Below are 14,882 nucleotides of genomic sequence, written 5' to 3' on the forward strand. Positions count from 1 at the left end.
ACTCCGGTACGCCGCTGGGCAAGACCGGGCGGGGACCTTTTCCAATACTCGGGTCCATGACCACACATCCCCTCGACCCGTTGACCGCGGCCGAGATCGCCGGGGCGCGGGCCGTGCTCGTGGCCGCCGGTCGGGTCGGCCCGACGACCCGGTTCCCGAGCGTGCTGCCCGTCGAGCCGTCCAAGGACGCGGTGCGGCAGGGGCTGCCGGTGCACCGACGGGTGCGGGCGGTGCTGCTGGACACCGCCACCGGGGCGGTGGCCGAGGCCGTGGTGGACGTGACGGCCGGCGTCGAGGAGTCCTACCGACCGCTGGACCCCGAGAAGCACGGGCAGCCGGCGGTGCTGTTCGAGGAGTACGACCGCAGCGCCGAACTGGTCCGGGCCGACCCGCGCTGGCAGGCGGCGATGCGGCGGCGCGGGATCGAGGACTGGTCGCTGGCGTTCGTCGCTCCCCTGTCACCGGGGCACTTCGACGAGCCGCTGCTGCGCGGACGGCGTGTTCTCCGGGCGTTGACGTTCCTGCGCGACCACGTGGACGACAGCCCGTGGGCGCACCCCGTGGAAGGCCTGCTGTGCGAGGTGGACCTGGTCGCGGGCGAGGTGCTGGCGGTGACCGACTCCGGTGACGTACCGGTGCCCGTCGAGCACGGCAACTACACCGGGGTGCAGCCGCGGACGTCGTTGAAGCCGATCTCCATCACCCAGCCCGAGGGCGTGAGCTTCACCGTGTCCGGCAGCGAGGTGGGCTGGGAGGGGTGGACGTTCCGGGTCGGGTTCAACGCCCGCGAGGGGTTGACGCTGCACCGGATCGCGTTCGGCGGTGACCCGGTGGTGTACCGGGCGTCGGTGCCGGAGATGGTCGTCCCGTACGGCGACCCGGAGCCGTGGCGGAACTGGATCAGCTACTTCGACGCGGGCGAGTACCTGCTGGGCAAGAACGCCAACTCGCTGCGGCTGGGCTGCGACTGCCTGGGCGTGATCCACTACTTCGACGCGGTGCTCGCCGACGACCACGGCCACCCGATGTCGATCCCGCAGGCCATCTGCATGCACGAAGAGGACTACGGGGTGCTGTGGAAGCACACCAACATCCTCACGGGCGCGTCGGACGTGCGGCGGTCGCGGCGGCTGGTGGTGTCGTCGTTCAGCACCATCGGCAACTACGACTACGGCTTCTTCTGGTACTTCTACCTGGACGGCACGATCGAGCTGGAGGCCAAGGCCACCGGTGTCGTGTTCTGCGGTGCGGGCGAGGCCGGTCCGCACGGGGAGCTGGTCGCGCCCGGTCTGGTGGCTCCCGTGCACCAGCACCTGTTCTGCGCGCGGCTGGACACCGAGGTGGCGGGGCCGTCGAACACCGTGGAGGAGGTCGACTTCGTCGGCGTGCCCACCGGTCCGGACAACCCGCGCGGCAACGCCTTCACCACGACGACCACCGTGTTGGACCGCGAGTCCACTGCCGCGCGCCTGGCCGATCCGCTGCGGGGCCGGACGTGGCTGGTGCGGGGTGGTGGTGTGAACCGGTTGGGGCAGCGGCGTTCTTACCAGCTCGTGCCCCGGCCGGGGCCGGTGCTCTTGGCGCAGCCGGAGGCGACCGTGGCGGGACGGGCGGCGTTCGCGTCCCGGCACCTGTGGGTGACCCGGTTCCACGAGGACGAGCGCTATCCGGCCGGGGACCACCCGAACCAGCACCCGGGCGGAGCGGGCCTGCCGGCGTGGAGCGCGCAGGACCGGCCGTTGGTGGACGAGGACGTGGTGCTGTGGCACGTCTTCGGGCCGACGCACCTGCCCAGGCCGGAGGACTGGCCGGTGATGCCGGTGGACTACAGCGGGTTCTCGTTCCGCCCGGTCGGGTTCAACGACCGCAACCCGACCTTGGACGTGCCGGACCTGGCGTCGACCGGGTGCGCCCACTGCCCGCCAGGGGGATGTCGTTGCGAACATTGAGTTCGAGCATCCCTCACCTGCGTTGACACCGGACTTCAGTATTTCTACGGACCGCTGGACAGCCGCCGCCCGACCACTCTGTGCACGTGCCGGCCGCGGTGGTAGCGGCCCGACTGGGTTCCGCAGCCCAGTGAAATCCGAGAGGAACACATGAGAAGGCAGCTCTCCGCAGCCCTCGCGGCGGCCGCCCTGACCGCGTCGGCGCTGACCGGCTGCGGCAGCGGTGGCGACGACACCATCCGCATCGGCGCCATCGCCGGGCTCACCGGCCAGTTCGTCACCGCCGAGGTGGTCAAGACCGCGCAGCGGGTGTTCGACGACGCCAACGCCAAGGGCGGCGTCAACGGCCGGAACATCGAGTACATCGTCAAGGACGACGCCGGCGACCCGCAGCGCACCGCCCAGGCCGCGCGCGAACTCGCCGACGCGGGCGTGGTCGCCATGGCCGGGTCGGCGAGCTTCACCGACTGCGACGTCAACGAGGCCTTCTACCGGCAGGCCCGCATCAGCTCGGTCATGGCCGTCGCCGCGACCCCGAAGTGCTTCCAGAGCCCCACCATCGCCCCGGTCAACGTCGGTCCGTTCACCCTGATGACCGCCGTGCTGCTGCACGCCTCGCAGAAGCTGGGCGACAAGAGGATCTGCAACTTCACCGTCGTCCTGCCCGGCGGTGAGGAGGCCGTCCAGGTCGCGCTCGAGCGGTGGGAGCGGTTGAGCGGGCTGAAGCTGCTGATCAACGACCTGACCGTGCCGCAGACCGGTGACCTGACCCCGTACCTGCTCAAGGCCAAGGAGGCGCGCTGCGAGGCGGTCCTGTTCAACCCGGCGGAGTCGCTGGTCGTGCCGTGGTTGCAGGCGGCGAAGACGCAGGGCATGGACGACGTGGACTTCCTGCTGCTGGCCCCCGCCTACACCGACAGCGTCGCCAAGGCGGTCGGCGGGCTCGGGCTGAACGTCTACGCGGGCAGCGAGTTCGAGCCGTTCACCTCCGACAGCCTGGCCAACAAGGGCTGGCGGGCCACGGTGACCCGGGCGCAGGCGCAGGCCACGGCGTTCTCCCAGGGCGGGTACCTGGCGGCGAAGTTCACCGTCGAGGTGCTCGAGACGATCAAGGGCGAGGTGACCCGGGACTCGGTCAACGCGGCGCTGCGGACCATGACGCCCATCGAGGACCCGATGCTGGGCACGCCGTGGGAGTTCGGCCCCGGCGAGACCCACGCCCCCAACCAGGGCTCCAAGATCGTCCGCCTCACCGGCCTGCGCTGGGTGGTCGTGGACGACACCTTCATCACCGTGCCGAACACCTGAGGCCGGCTGCCTCTCCGCCGCCGCAGCGAACCGAAAGGGAAAACCGCATGTGTCACGCCGACGAGTCGCGCCCACCCGCACCGCCCGAAGCGACCAGTGCCGTCGCCGACGCCGGTGAACTGCGGCTCACCTCCGCCGACGGGGCCACGTTCCTGGCCTACCGGGCCGTGCCGGAGACCCCGACCGGGGCGGGGGTCGTGCTGCTGCCCGACGTGCGGGGCGCGCACGAGTTCTACCGGGACCTGGCGCGGCGCTTCGCGTCCACCGGCGTCGCCGCGCTGGTCCTGGACTACTACGGCCGGATCGCCGACGACGACGTGCGCGGCCCCGACTTCGACGGGTTCGCGCTGGTGCAGAAGCTGGACCGGGAGCGGACGCAGGACGACATCGTCGCGGCGGTGGACCACCTGGTGTCGGGCGCGCTCGGGCCGGTCACCGCCGCGTTCACGGTCGGGTTCTGCCTGGGTGGGGCGATGTCGTGGGCGCAGTCGGCGTTGCAGCCGCGGCTCGCGGGCGTGGTCGGCTTCTACGGGCGGCCCGCCGAGTGCCGGGAGCTGATCGGGGACATGACCCGGCCGCTGCTCGTGCTCGCCGCCGGCGCGGACGTGCTGACCACGGTCGAGGACAACCGGGCCTTCGACGTCGAGCTGTCCGAAGCCGGTGTGCCGCACGAGTTCCGCCTCTACGAGGGCGCGCCGCACTCGTTCTTCGACGGCGCCCTGCCCGACCAGGCCGAGAACGCCGCCGACGCGTGGGCGCGGGTGTCGGCGTTCCTGCGCGCGCACACGTGACGCCGGTGCGCGCGGGAGAACGCGTGGTGCACCTCGGGATTCCCGTACCGGCCGGTGCGCTGCCGGCCCGGGTCCACCGCCCGGCCGGCGACGGGCCGTTCCCGACGCTGGTCTGGTACCACGGCGGCGGGTGGGCGGTCGAACCGCCCGTCGAGGACGACACCGCCTGCCGGGCGCTGTGCGACGCGGCGGGCGTGGTCGTCGTGTCGGTGGCCCACCGGCCGGCGCCCGAGCACCGCTTCCCGGCGGCCGTCGAGGACGCCTACGCGGCGTTGACCTGGGTCGCGGCACACGGCGCGGAACTGGGGACCGACGGGCGGATCGCGGTCGGCGGGGAGGGCGCCGGGGGCAACCTCGCGGCGGTGGTGAGCCTGATGGCCCGCGACCACGACGGGCCCCGGATCGCGTTGCAACTGCTCGCCGCGCCCATCACAGCACCACCCGGCGACCGCGAGTCCTCTGTGGAGAACGGGGGTTTCCCGACGCGGGAGGACGTGGAGCGGTTCTTCCGCCAGTACGCGCGCGGGGAGGAGGACCTGGACGACCCGTACCTGGTGCCGCTGGCCGGGGAGCTGCGAGGGCTGCCGCCGGCGCTCGTGCTGACCGCCGAGTTCGACCCGTTGCGGGACGAAGGCGAGGAGTACGCGCACCGGCTGCTGGACGCCGGCGTGCCGGTCACGCTGGTGCGGTACGAAGGGCAGCTCCACGGGTTCTTCGCGCTGCCGGCCGACCGGCTGTCGGTGTCCGCCCAGGCCCACGAGCGCGCGGCGGCGGCGTTGCGCGGAGCGTTCGCACAGGCCTTGGTCGTCGGGGAACCGGGCGTTGACGCGCAGCGCACCTGACGAACGCTCGGTGTTGCCTGGGTCCGGTCACGCACCGTAGGTTGTCCGCCTACCGGAGGGGGCGTGGTGGACACCACGATGATCGCCTCGGCGGTGCGCATCGGCTCCGCCCTGGGCAGCGGCGGCGCGGTCGAGTGGGACGAGGTGTTCGCCGCCCTGCGGCAGGCGCTGCCCGAGGTGTGCGCGGTGCAGGTCACCGGCTGGGACCCGGTGGCGCGCGGGTTCGTGGTGCTCGCCGAGGACGGCTACGACCGGGGCATCAGCCGGGAACTGGCCCACGAGCTGCCCCGCACCCGGTGGGGCGGCCAGCTGTTCGACTCCGCGGTGCCGCTGCTCATGGACGACATGCCGCACAACTTCCGCGACTCGCCCCACTACCAGCAACGCCTGCGTCCCGCCGGGTTCGACGACGGCCTGTCGGCGGTGCTGCGGATCGGGCGGTCCCGGCAGGTGGTCGGCGTGCTGCACGCCAACGCACCGGTCCGCGGCGCCTTCGACGAGGCCGCCCGCGCGTTCACCGCGACCGTGGGCACGGCCCTGGCCCGGCGGGTGGACCCGTTGCACTGCCCCGGTCTGGACACCTGGTTCGGTCCCGAGTGGACGGCCGGCTGGCTCGTCCCGGCCACCGGCGCGGTCGCCGGACGCGCGCCCGCCCCGGTGGCCGAGGACGCCGGGCTGCGGGCGGTGGCGGAGGTGTTCGCCGGGCTGGGCCTGCGGACGGTGCCGTTCCTGTGGCAGGCGGCGGACGGGTGGTGGCGGGTGCGGCTGCTGCGGGTGGTGGACGGCCCCCGGGCCGGGGTCGTGGCCGCGTGCGCGCCGTTCGAGAACCCGTCCGGCCTGACCGCGCGGGAACTGGACATCGCGACCGGGCTGGTGGCGGGCCTGTCCAACCAGGCGATCGCCGAGGCGCTGGTGGTGAGCAGGCGGACGGTCGAGACGTACGTGGAGCGCCTGCTGACCAAGCTGGGCTGCCAGTCCCGCGGCGAGGCCGCCGGGGTGGCGGCCCGCGCCGGTTTCGTGCGGCCGTCGGTGGACGGGATCGGGTCCCTGGCCCGCTTGACCCGCGGCGCGGACCCGTACTGGAGCTAGGGTTTTCCGCAGCTCACCCGTGGTGCATCCAGATGCCCTTGACCTCGGTGTAGGCGTCGATCGCGTAAGGCCCCATCTCACGCCCCCACCCGCTCGTCCGGAAGCCACCCCACGGTGCCGCCGCGTCCGGGACGCACGGCATGTTGACGAACACCGCCCCCGCCCGGATGCCGTCGGCCAGGCGGTGCGCGGTCCGGAGGTCGTTGCTCCACACCGCGGCCGCCAGGCCGTAGGGCGAGTCGTTGACGCGGTGCAGGAGCTCGTCTTCGTCGTCGTAGTCCAGCACCGCCAGGACCGGGCCGAACACCTCCTCGCGGGCGATGGTCATGGTGTCGGTGACCGAGCCGAACACCGTGGGCCGGTAGAAGTGCCCGGGGCCTTCGGGCGCGGCGCCACCGGTGACCAGGTCCGCGCCTTCGGTGATCGCGCCCCGCACGTAGGAGTCCACGCGGTTGCGGTGTTCGGAGCTGACCAGCGGACCGAGGTCGGTGTCGGGGTGCAGGCCCGGACCGAGGCGCAGCTCGGCCGCCGCGGTGGCGAGCTTGGTGGTGAACTCGTCCTGGCGGCGGTGGTCGACGTAGAGGCGGGCGTAGGCCGCGCAGACCTGGCCGGTGTTGAGCAGCCCGCCCGCGATGGTCCCGGCCACGGCGGCGTCGACGTCGGCGTCCCGGGCGACCACGGTCGGCGTCTTGCCGCCCAGTTCCAGGGTCACGCGCTTGAGGTCGTGCGCCGAGGCCGCGACGATCTCGCGTCCCACGGCGGTCGAACCGGTGAAGGAGACCTTGTCCACACCGGGGTGGCGGACCAGGGCCTTGCCGGTGTCCGGGCCGCCGGTCACCAGGTTGACCACACCGGGCGGGAAACCCGCCTCCACGCACAGCTCGACCAGGCGGACGGTGGTGAGCGGGGTCTGCTCGGCCGGCTTGATCACGGCGGTGTTGCCGCACGCGAGGGCCGGGGCCAGCTTCCACGCCATGATCATGAGCGGGAAGTTCCACGGTGCGATGAGCGCGCACACCCCGACCGGCACCCGCTTGTCGTACTGAAGGGTGTTCGGGAACGACACCTGCCGCACGGCCCCGTCGATCTTCGTCGCCCACCCCGCGTAGTACCGGAAGTGCTCGACCGCACCGGTGACGCTGACGTTCCGCGCGACCGGCAGCGGCTGCCCCTGGTCACGGGTCTCCAGCTCGGCGAGCTTGTCGGCGTCGGACTCGATCAGGTCCGCCAGCCGCCACAGCAGCGCGGCCCGCTCGGTCGCCGGCAGCGCCTGCCAGGCGGGCAACGCCTCCCGGGCAGCGGCCACCGCCGCGTCCACGTCGGCCGCGGACGCCTCCGCCACCTCGGCCAACGGCTCACCGGTAGCCGGGTCGGTGGTGGTGGAGCTGTCCGCGCCCGACACCCACCGACCGCCGATGAAAAGACCCGTCGCGCGCATGTCGACTCCCCTCTGACTGGCTTGAACGCGGCCAGTGTGCGGGGCGGCGCGGGCACTCGGCTTGGCTGCGGGTGCACTCCGGTTGACGGTCGGTGCCTAGGCGGTGCGGTGTTCCACGCTGCGGCGGCGGTATTCCGACGGCGACAGGCCGTACTCGGTTTTGAACGCGCGGCTCAGGTAAGAAGCGTCCACCAGGCCCCACCGCGCGCCGATGACGCCGATGGCGAGTTGGTGCTTCCCGGGGTCGGCGAGATCCTGTCCACAACGCTCCAAACGCCGGTGGCGGATCCAGGCCGACACCGTGGTGCCCGCTTCGCTGAACAGCTTGTGCAGGTACCGGGTCGAGATGTGGTGGGCCGCCGCGATGTCGCCCGGCGAGAGGTCCGGGTCCTCCAGGTGCGCTTCCACATAGGACTTTATCTTCACCAACATGGCCGCCCGGGACGTTTCCGCCGGGACGTCGGTGAATTCGACCTGGTCGGCCAGCGCCGTGCCCAACAAGTCCACGACATTCCGCGCCAAGCGCACACTCCCGTGCACCTGCGGGTCGTCGATGTTGCGGGCCAACTGGACCAGGGTGGTGCTGACGATGCCGCTCACCCCTTGGCCGCCGGCGAAGCGGATGGCGGTCAGCTGCTCGACCTGGTTGGTGGGCAGGCACAGCATCGAGCGCGGGAACATCAGGACCAGGGTGGACGACACGTCGTCGAACGCCAGCGAGTACGGGCGGGTCGTGTCGTAGATGGCGAAGTCACCCGGGCGCAGGGCCGCCTGACGGCCGTCCTGGGTCAGTTTCGCCGTGCCGTGCAGTTGCAGGCTCAGCTTGTAGTACTCCGGGGCCGCTCGGGAGATGGTGCGGGCGGTGCGGCGGACGGTGTGGGCGTCCGCCGAGGCCTCGTACACGGCCACGCTGCCCAGGTTCCGGCCGCGCAGCCGGCCCCGGAACGCCGAGTGCTCCCCCGTGGTGGCCTCCAGCGGCACGAACGTCTGGGACACCGCCGACTGCCAGAGGTCGAACTGCTGGGTCGCGGGCACCCCCGCGGTGGTCAGCACGTAGGACATCGTCGCCCTCCAGGACCGTGGACGTGGATCGTGACACTGCGTGAGATCGGTGAGGGGCACGCTCGTCCGCGGCCGGGCGTTCGTCAAGGGGTCGTTGCCGAGTCGTGAAAAGTCCGGCCAGCCGGTGCGCCGAGCGTCAAAGACCGTGCGCCGGCGGTCAACCGCTGGTCAGGACCGTCCTGTTAGACCTGGATGGCCGGCGCGTGGACACGTGCCGGGCGCGGATCGTATTCGATCCGCTACACGATCCCCGATGTGGAGGTGACCATGGGTGAGGTCGTGCTGGCCGCCAAGATCACGCACGTCCCGTCGATCTGGCTGTCCATCCACCCGGGCAAGCACCACGGCATCCGCAGGCCCGCCGAGCTGGGCCTGGCCGAGGTGGGGCGGCGCGCGAGGGAACGCGGGGCGGACACGTTCGTCGTGGCCGACTCGCACTGGATGAACAGCATGAGCTTCCACGTCAACGGGAAGGCGCGCCACCAGGGCAGTTACGCCTCCCACGAGCTGCCGCACTTCATCCGGGACCTGGAGTACGACTACCCCGGCTGCCCGGAGCTGGCCGCGCTGATCGGCGAGGAGATCACCGCGGGCGGGCAGAAGGCGATGGTCCACGACGTGAAGGACCTGGGCCTGGAGTACGCGACGCTGGTGCCGATGCACTTCATGAACCGCGACGGCGACCCGATCGCCGTGGTGCCGGTGGGGTGCAACATCTACTCGTCCATCGACGAGAACCGCCGGGTCGGCGAGGCCATCGCGCGGGCGGTGCTGCGCAGCGACCGCAAGGTGGCGTTCCTGGCCAGCGGGTCGCTGTCGCACCAGTTCCCGCCCAACGAGGTGTCCTCGCAGTACCTGGACCGGATCAGCAACCCCATCAACGAGCAGGCCGACCGGCTGGTGCTCCAGCAGTGGGGTTCGGGGCGGATCGCGGAGTTCCTGGCCGCGCTGCCCGCCTACAACGAGCGGTTCACCGGCGAGGCGGCGATGGCGGACACGGCGATGCTGTTCGGCATCCTCGGCTGGGACGCCTACACCGGTCACGGCGAGCAGCTGTGCGACTACTTCCCCAGCAGCGGGACCGGCCAGGTCATCGTCGATTTCCCGATCCCGGACGGGCTGAAGGCATGACACACCCCTTGGGTCTACAACCGTCGAAAATCATCGCGGTGCACCTGAACTTCCGCAGCCGGGCGGCGGAACGGGGGCGTTACCCGGATGAACCGTCGTACTTCCTGAAACCGCCGTCGTCGTTGTCGTGGACCGGCCGGGAACTCGTGCGGCCGGCGGGCACGGAGTTGGCGGCTTTCGAGGGCGAAATCGCGCTCGTCGTCGGCAAGCGGGCGTCGGGCGTGTCGCGTGAGGACGCCGTCGAGTACATCGGCGGTATCGCGGCGGCCAACGACTTCGGCGTGCACGACCTGCGTCATGCGGATCGTGGTTCGAACCTGCGATCCAAGGGCTCGGACGGTTTCACGCCGGTCGGTCCGGTGTTGTTGGATCCGCGCGAAGTGGACCCGTCCGATATTCGTCTACGAACGTGGATTAATGGCGAGTTGGTGCAGGACGACAACTCCGGCGAGCTGTTGTTCGACTTCGCTTACCTCATCGCGGACCTGAGCCGGAACGTGACGCTGGAGGCCGGGGACATCATCCTCACGGGGACTCCTACCGGGGCGACCGTGGTCTCCCCCGGCGACGTCGTCGAGGTCGCGCTGAACGACACCGAGCGGCTCAGGAACGTGGTCGTGGAAGGTCCGGCGCTGGAGGGTCCCGGCGCGCGGCCCCGCGTGACGGTCGCGGATCGAGCGGCCGCGGTGGGTGGTGACGTGCCGGCCATCAGGCCCGAGACCGAGGCGGCCCTGCGGCAGGTGTCCACGGCGACGCTGTCCAGCCAGCTGCGCAAGCGCGGGCTGAACCACACGTTCCTGACCGGGTTGGCGCCCGCACGGCCGGACCTGCGGATGGTGGGCGTGGCCCACACGCTGCGGTTCCTGCCCCTGCGGGAGGACCAGTTCGCCGAGCGCGGCGGCGGGATGAACGCGCAGAAGCGAGCCGTGGAGGCGCTGGGGCCGGGCCAGGTCCTGGTCATCGACGCCCGCGAGGACCACGGGGCGGGCACGCTCGGCGACATCCTCGCGATGCGCGCACTGCGGCGCGGTGCGGCCGGGGTCGTGACGGACGGGTGCCTGCGCGACAGCCCGGCCTTCCGGGAGCTCGACCTGCCCTCCTACAGCGCCGGCGCGCACGCGGCCGTGCTGGGGCGGCGGCACGTGCCGTGGGAGGTCGGGGTGGACATCGCGTGCGCCGGGGTGCTGGTGCGGCCCGGGGACGTGCTGGTCGGGGACGCCGAAGGGGTCATCCTGATCCCGCCCGCGATCGTGGACGAGGTGGCCGCCGACGCGCTGGAGGTGGAACGCGAGGAGCGGTTCATCCTGGAGCGGGTGTCGGCCGGGGTGTCGGTGGACGGGCTGTACCCGTTGGGCGCGGCTGCGCGCGCCGAGTACGAGCGGTGGGACGGATGACCGCCCCCGCGAGGTCCGCCACCCCGGGGATGTCCAAGACCCAGTACGCCTACGAGACCCTGCGCGACCGGATCGTCGGCGGCCGGTACGGACCCGGCGCGCGGCTGGTGTTCGACCGGATCGCCCGCGAGCTGGGCGTCAGCCCCGTGCCGGTGCGCGAGGCGGTGCGGCGGTTGCAGGCCGAGGGGTGGGTGGTGTTCGAGCCCAACGTCGGCGCGCAGGTCGCGGAGTTCGACCCGGACGGCTACCGGCACACCATGGAGGCCCTCGCCTTGCTGGAGGGCCACGCGGTCGCGAGCGCCACCCTCTCGCGCAGCGTGCTGGACCGGGCGGCGCACCTCAACGACCTGATGGCCGCCTCGCTGGTCGAGTTCGACCCGCTGGGCTTCACCCGGCTCAACCGCGAGTTCCACCTGCTGCTGTGCGGCGGGTGCCCCAACCCCCGGCTGCGCGACCTCATCACCACCGAGTGGGCGCGGCTGGACCTGAGCCGGCGCACCACGTTCGCCCTCGTGCCCGGCCGGGCGCACGAGTCGGTCGCCGAGCACGCCGAACTGCTGCGGCTGCTGCGCGCGGGCGCACCCGCCGACCAGGTGGAGCGCTTCGCCCGCGACCACAAGCTCAACACCCTCCGGGCCGTGACCGCGGCCGGTGCCACCAAGGAGTTCCCCACATGAGGTTCCGTTCCGACCCGGCGGCCATCCGCGGCTCGATCGCGCCGGTCGTCACCCCGTTCACCGCCGAGGGCGAGCTGGACACCGACAGCCTGCGCGCGCTGGTGCGCTGGCAGAAGGAGTCCGGGTCGCACGGCGTGTCCATCGGCGGCTCCACCGGCGAGCCCAGCGCCCAGTCGCTGGAGGAGCGGGTCACGGCGATGCGCGTGGTGGCCGAGGAGACCGGGGACGCGATCCCGTTCCTGCCCGGCACGGGCGCGGCGACGCTCCAGCACACCCTCGAGCTCACCGACCAGGCCCGGCGGCTGGGCGCGGACCTGGCGCTGGTCATCACGCCGTACTACAGCCGTCCCACGCAGGAGGGTCTGTTCGCCTGGTACGACGCCGTGGCGCGCGAGTTCCCGGACCTGCCGATCGTGATCTACAACGTGCCCTCGCGCACGGCCGTGGACATCGCGCCCGACACCGTGGCCCGTCTCCGGCACGCGCACTCGAACATCGTGGGCATCAAGGAGACCACCAAGGACTTCGAACACTTCTCGCACGTGCTGCACCGGTGCGGGCGTGACTTCCTGATGTGGTCGGGCATCGAACTGCTGTGCCTGCCGCTGCTGGCCATCGGCGGCGCGGGTTTCGTCAGCGCCCTGGCCAACCTCGCGCCGGCGGCCGTGGCCCGCATGTACGAGCTGTACGCGTCCGGCGACCACGACGCCGCCATCGACCTGCACTACCGCCTGCACCCGCTGGTGGAACTGCTGTTCGTGGAGACCAACCCGGCCCCGGCCAAGCACGTGCTGGCCGACCTGGGCCGCATCGCCAGCGGCCACGTCCGCCCGCCCCTGGTCTCCCCCACCCCCGCCGGCCTCGCCCGCATCGACGCGCTGCGCGCCCAGGCCGCCGACCTCCTCGAACCCGCCGGAGCCACCGCATGAACATCCCCACCGAACTGCTGCACCACATCGACGGCAAGGACGTCCCCAGCGTCGACGGCGCGACCTTCGGCGTCAGCGACCCGGTGACCAACACCGAGTACGGCCGCGTCGCCGCCGGCGGACCGGCCGACGTCGACCTGGCCGTGTCCGCCGCCCGCCGGGCGTTCGTCGACGGGCCGTGGCCCCGGCTGTCGCTGCGGGAACGCGCTCGGGTGTTGATCCGCATCGCCGACGCCATCGAGGCGCGGGCCGAGCGGCTGGCCGAGCTGGAGACCTTCGACACCGGTCTCCCGGTCACCCAGGCACGCGGGCAGGCGCACCGGGCGGCGGAGAACTTCCGGTACTTCGCCGACGTCATCGTGGCCCAGCACGAAGACGCGTACCTGGTCGGCGACAAGCAGGTCAACTACGCGATCCGGCAGCCGGCGGGCGTCGCGGGCCTGATCACGCCGTGGAACACGCCGTTCATGCTGGAGACGTGGAAGCTGGCGCCGTCGCTGGCGGCCGGCTGCACGGTGGTGCTCAAGCCCGCCGAGTGGTCGCCGCTGTCGGCGAGCCTGCTGCCGGGGATCATGGCCGAGGCCGGGGTGCCCGAGGGGGTGTTCAACCTGGTGCACGGCATCGGCGAGTCGGCCGGTGCGGCGCTGGTCGCGCACCCGGACGTGCCGAGGCTGTCGTTCACCGGCGAGAGCGGCACCGGACAGATCATCATGCGCACGGCCGCCGAGCACCTCAAGGAGGTGTCCATGGAGCTGGGCGGCAAGTCGCCCTGTGTGGTGTTTTCCGATGCCGACTTCGACCGGGCGGTGGACGCTGCGGTGTTCGGGGTGTTCTCGCTGAACGGCGAGCGGTGCACGGCTTCTTCGCGGGTGTTGGTGCAGCGGGAGATTTACGACGCTTTCGTGGACGCTTTGGCGGCGCGGGCTTCGGCGGTTCGGGTCGGGTTGCCGTCCGACCCGGCGACGGAGGTCGGGGCTTTGATCCACCCCGAGCACTACGCCCGGGTCATGGAGTACGTGGAGACCGGCAAGCGCGAGGCGCGACTGGTCGCCGGCGGCCGGCGTCCCGAGGGGTTGGAGGAGGGGAACTTCTTGTCCCCCACCGTGTTCGCCGACGTGCCGGTGGACGCGCGGGTGTTCCAGGAGGAGATCTTCGGGCCGGTGGTGTGCGTGACGCCGTTCGACACCGAGGAGGAGGCGGTGGCGCTGGCCAACGCCACCAAGTACGGGCTGGCGGGGTACGTGTGGACCGCCGACCTCCAGCGCGGGCACCGGGTGGCGCGGGCCGTGCAGTCCGGGATGGTGTGGGTGAACTCCCACAACGTCCGGGACCTGCGCACCCCGTTCGGCGGCATCAAGGCCAGTGGCGTCGGGCGCGAGGGCGGTGCGCACAGCATCGACTTCTACAGCGACCTGCGGGCCGTGCACGTGGCCGTGGGCGACCTGACCCCGCCGCGCTTCGGGGCCGCACGATGAGCGGGCGCTTTGCCGGGCGGGTGGCGTTGATCACCGGCGCGGGTACCGGGATCGGCGCCGCCACCGCGCGCCGGATCGTCGCCGAGGGCGGCCGGGTCGTGCTGACCGGCCGTCGTCCCGGGCCGTTGGCGTCGGTCGCCGACCCGCTCGGTCCGTCGGCGTTGGCCCTGCCCGCGGACGCCGCCGACGGGTCCGCGATGAGAGCGGTCGTGACGCAGGCGGCCGAGCGGTTCGGGCGGGTGGACGTCGTGGTCGCCAACGCCGGTGGTCACGGCATCGGTGCCGCGGCCGACACCACGGACGAGGCCTGGCAGTTGTCCTTGGACGCCAACCTGACCAGCGCTTTCGTCACCATCCGGGAGGCCTTGCCGCAGTTGGTCGACGGTGGTGGCGCGGTCGTGCTGGTGTCGTCGTTGGCCGGCTTGTTCGCCGGTCCGGGCGTCGCCGGGTACACGTCCACCAAGCACGCGCTGGTCGGGTTGGGCCGGTCCATCGCCCGTGACTACGGCCGGTACGGGGTGCGGGCCAACGTGGTGTGCCCCGGTTGGGTCCGCACCGCCATGGCCGACGAGCAGATGGACCGGTTCGGGGCGGCCAAGGGGCTGGACCGGGCCGGCGCGTACGCCTTGGTCACCGAGAACACCCCGCTGGGCAGGCCCGCGGAGGCCGACGAGGTGGCGGCTTTGATCGCGTTCCTCGCGTCCTCGGAGGCGTCGATCGTCACCGGCGCGGTGGTGACCGCCGACGCGGGCGCGAGCGCGGTCGACCTGCCCACCATCGCACTGGCGTAGGAAGGA

General features: G+C 72.1%; 13 protein-coding genes. 11 read left to right on the top strand and 2 right to left on the bottom strand.

The window, feature by feature from the left end:
• Positions 1–56 precede the first annotated feature (56 nt).
• The 5 genes from DFJ66_RS06090 to DFJ66_RS06110 all read left to right on the top strand — a co-directional run bounded on the left by DFJ66_RS06090 (position 57) and on the right by DFJ66_RS06110 (position 5,979).
• Positions 57–1,949: a primary-amine oxidase gene (locus tag DFJ66_RS06090; RefSeq protein WP_121218753.1), complete on the top strand. Its 1,893-nt coding sequence runs from the start codon at positions 57–59 to the stop codon at positions 1,947–1,949.
• Between the two features lie 150 nt (positions 1,950–2,099).
• Positions 2,100–3,257 carry an ABC transporter substrate-binding protein gene (locus DFJ66_RS06095; protein WP_121218755.1) on the top strand — a complete coding sequence of 386 codons (1,158 nt, stop codon included), beginning with the start codon at positions 2,100–2,102 and terminating at the stop codon, positions 3,255–3,257.
• A 47-nt stretch (positions 3,258–3,304) separates the two neighbouring features.
• The gene (locus tag DFJ66_RS06100; protein ID WP_121218757.1) at positions 3,305–4,048 is read left to right on the top strand and encodes a dienelactone hydrolase family protein; all 744 of its coding nucleotides are present in this window, start codon (positions 3,305–3,307) and stop codon (positions 4,046–4,048) included.
• 23 nt (positions 4,049–4,071) lie between these two features.
• Positions 4,072–4,890 (top strand): alpha/beta hydrolase, encoded by an 819-nt coding sequence (locus DFJ66_RS06105; RefSeq protein ID WP_246029602.1) that lies wholly within the window; start codon positions 4,072–4,074, stop codon positions 4,888–4,890.
• Between the two features lie 66 nt (positions 4,891–4,956).
• Complete coding sequence (locus DFJ66_RS06110) at positions 4,957–5,979, top strand: helix-turn-helix transcriptional regulator (protein ID WP_121230743.1); 1,023 nt, start codon at positions 4,957–4,959, stop codon at positions 5,977–5,979.
• A 13-nt stretch (positions 5,980–5,992) separates the two neighbouring features.
• On the opposite strand, the gene DFJ66_RS06115 is transcribed toward DFJ66_RS06110, so the two are convergent.
• Complete coding sequence (locus tag DFJ66_RS06115; RefSeq protein ID WP_121218761.1) at positions 5,993–7,417, bottom strand: aldehyde dehydrogenase family protein; 1,425 nt, start codon at positions 7,415–7,417, stop codon at positions 5,993–5,995.
• Positions 7,418–7,513: 96 nt separating this feature from the next.
• Positions 7,514–8,479, bottom strand: a complete 966-nt coding sequence (locus DFJ66_RS06120) for an AraC-like ligand-binding domain-containing protein (RefSeq protein WP_121218763.1) — start codon at positions 8,477–8,479, stop codon at positions 7,514–7,516.
• A gap of 267 nt (positions 8,480–8,746) precedes the next feature.
• Between DFJ66_RS06120 and hpaD the strand changes: the two genes are divergently transcribed.
• The 6 genes from hpaD to DFJ66_RS06150 are packed head-to-tail and all read left to right on the top strand — an operon-like array spanning position 8,747 to position 14,876.
• A complete protein-coding gene (hpaD, locus tag DFJ66_RS06125) occupies positions 8,747–9,610 on the top strand; it encodes a 3,4-dihydroxyphenylacetate 2,3-dioxygenase (protein WP_121230745.1) in 864 nt (287 codons plus the stop codon).
• Positions 9,607–11,004: a fumarylacetoacetate hydrolase family protein gene (locus DFJ66_RS06130; protein WP_121218765.1), complete on the top strand. Its 1,398-nt coding sequence runs from the start codon at positions 9,607–9,609 to the stop codon at positions 11,002–11,004. The genes hpaD and DFJ66_RS06130 overlap by 4 nt, the downstream gene beginning before the upstream one ends.
• The gene (locus tag DFJ66_RS06135) at positions 11,001–11,681 is read left to right on the top strand and encodes a GntR family transcriptional regulator (protein WP_170199157.1); all 681 of its coding nucleotides are present in this window, start codon (positions 11,001–11,003) and stop codon (positions 11,679–11,681) included. Before DFJ66_RS06130 ends, DFJ66_RS06135 begins: the two co-directional genes overlap by 4 nt.
• Positions 11,678–12,610, top strand: coding sequence for a 4-hydroxy-tetrahydrodipicolinate synthase (dapA, locus tag DFJ66_RS06140; protein ID WP_121218769.1), 933 nt, complete (start codon positions 11,678–11,680; stop codon positions 12,608–12,610). The genes DFJ66_RS06135 and dapA overlap by 4 nt, the downstream gene beginning before the upstream one ends.
• Positions 12,607–14,085: a 5-carboxymethyl-2-hydroxymuconate semialdehyde dehydrogenase gene (hpaE, locus tag DFJ66_RS06145; RefSeq protein WP_121218771.1), complete on the top strand. Its 1,479-nt coding sequence runs from the start codon at positions 12,607–12,609 to the stop codon at positions 14,083–14,085. The genes dapA and hpaE overlap by 4 nt, the downstream gene beginning before the upstream one ends.
• Positions 14,082–14,876: an SDR family NAD(P)-dependent oxidoreductase gene (locus DFJ66_RS06150; RefSeq protein WP_121218773.1), complete on the top strand. Its 795-nt coding sequence runs from the start codon at positions 14,082–14,084 to the stop codon at positions 14,874–14,876. Before hpaE ends, DFJ66_RS06150 begins: the two co-directional genes overlap by 4 nt.
• The last annotated feature ends 6 nt before the right edge of the window (positions 14,877–14,882 follow it).

The sequence above is a fragment of the Saccharothrix variisporea genome, from assembly GCF_003634995.1.
GTDB classification, from domain to species: domain Bacteria; phylum Actinomycetota; class Actinomycetes; order Mycobacteriales; family Pseudonocardiaceae; genus Actinosynnema; species Actinosynnema variisporeum.

Coding starts and splice junctions, on each gene's coding strand:
- DFJ66_RS06090 (WP_121218753.1), top strand. CDS start 57: ATGACCACACATCCCCTCGACCCGTTGACCGCGGCCGAGATCGCCGGG.
- DFJ66_RS06095 (WP_121218755.1), top strand. CDS start 2,100: ATGAGAAGGCAGCTCTCCGCAGCCCTCGCGGCGGCCGCCCTGACCGCG.
- DFJ66_RS06100 (WP_121218757.1), top strand. CDS start 3,305: ATGTGTCACGCCGACGAGTCGCGCCCACCCGCACCGCCCGAAGCGACC.
- DFJ66_RS06115 (WP_121218761.1), bottom strand. CDS start 7,417: ATGCGCGCGACGGGTCTTTTCATCGGCGGTCGGTGGGTGTCGGGCGCG.
- DFJ66_RS06120 (WP_121218763.1), bottom strand. CDS start 8,479: ATGTCCTACGTGCTGACCACCGCGGGGGTGCCCGCGACCCAGCAGTTC.
- hpaD (WP_121230745.1), top strand. CDS start 8,747: ATGGGTGAGGTCGTGCTGGCCGCCAAGATCACGCACGTCCCGTCGATC.
- DFJ66_RS06130 (WP_121218765.1), top strand. CDS start 9,607: ATGACACACCCCTTGGGTCTACAACCGTCGAAAATCATCGCGGTGCAC.
- DFJ66_RS06135 (WP_170199157.1), top strand. CDS start 11,001: ATGACCGCCCCCGCGAGGTCCGCCACCCCGGGGATGTCCAAGACCCAG.
- dapA (WP_121218769.1), top strand. CDS start 11,678: ATGAGGTTCCGTTCCGACCCGGCGGCCATCCGCGGCTCGATCGCGCCG.
- hpaE (WP_121218771.1), top strand. CDS start 12,607: ATGAACATCCCCACCGAACTGCTGCACCACATCGACGGCAAGGACGTC.
- DFJ66_RS06150 (WP_121218773.1), top strand. CDS start 14,082: ATGAGCGGGCGCTTTGCCGGGCGGGTGGCGTTGATCACCGGCGCGGGT.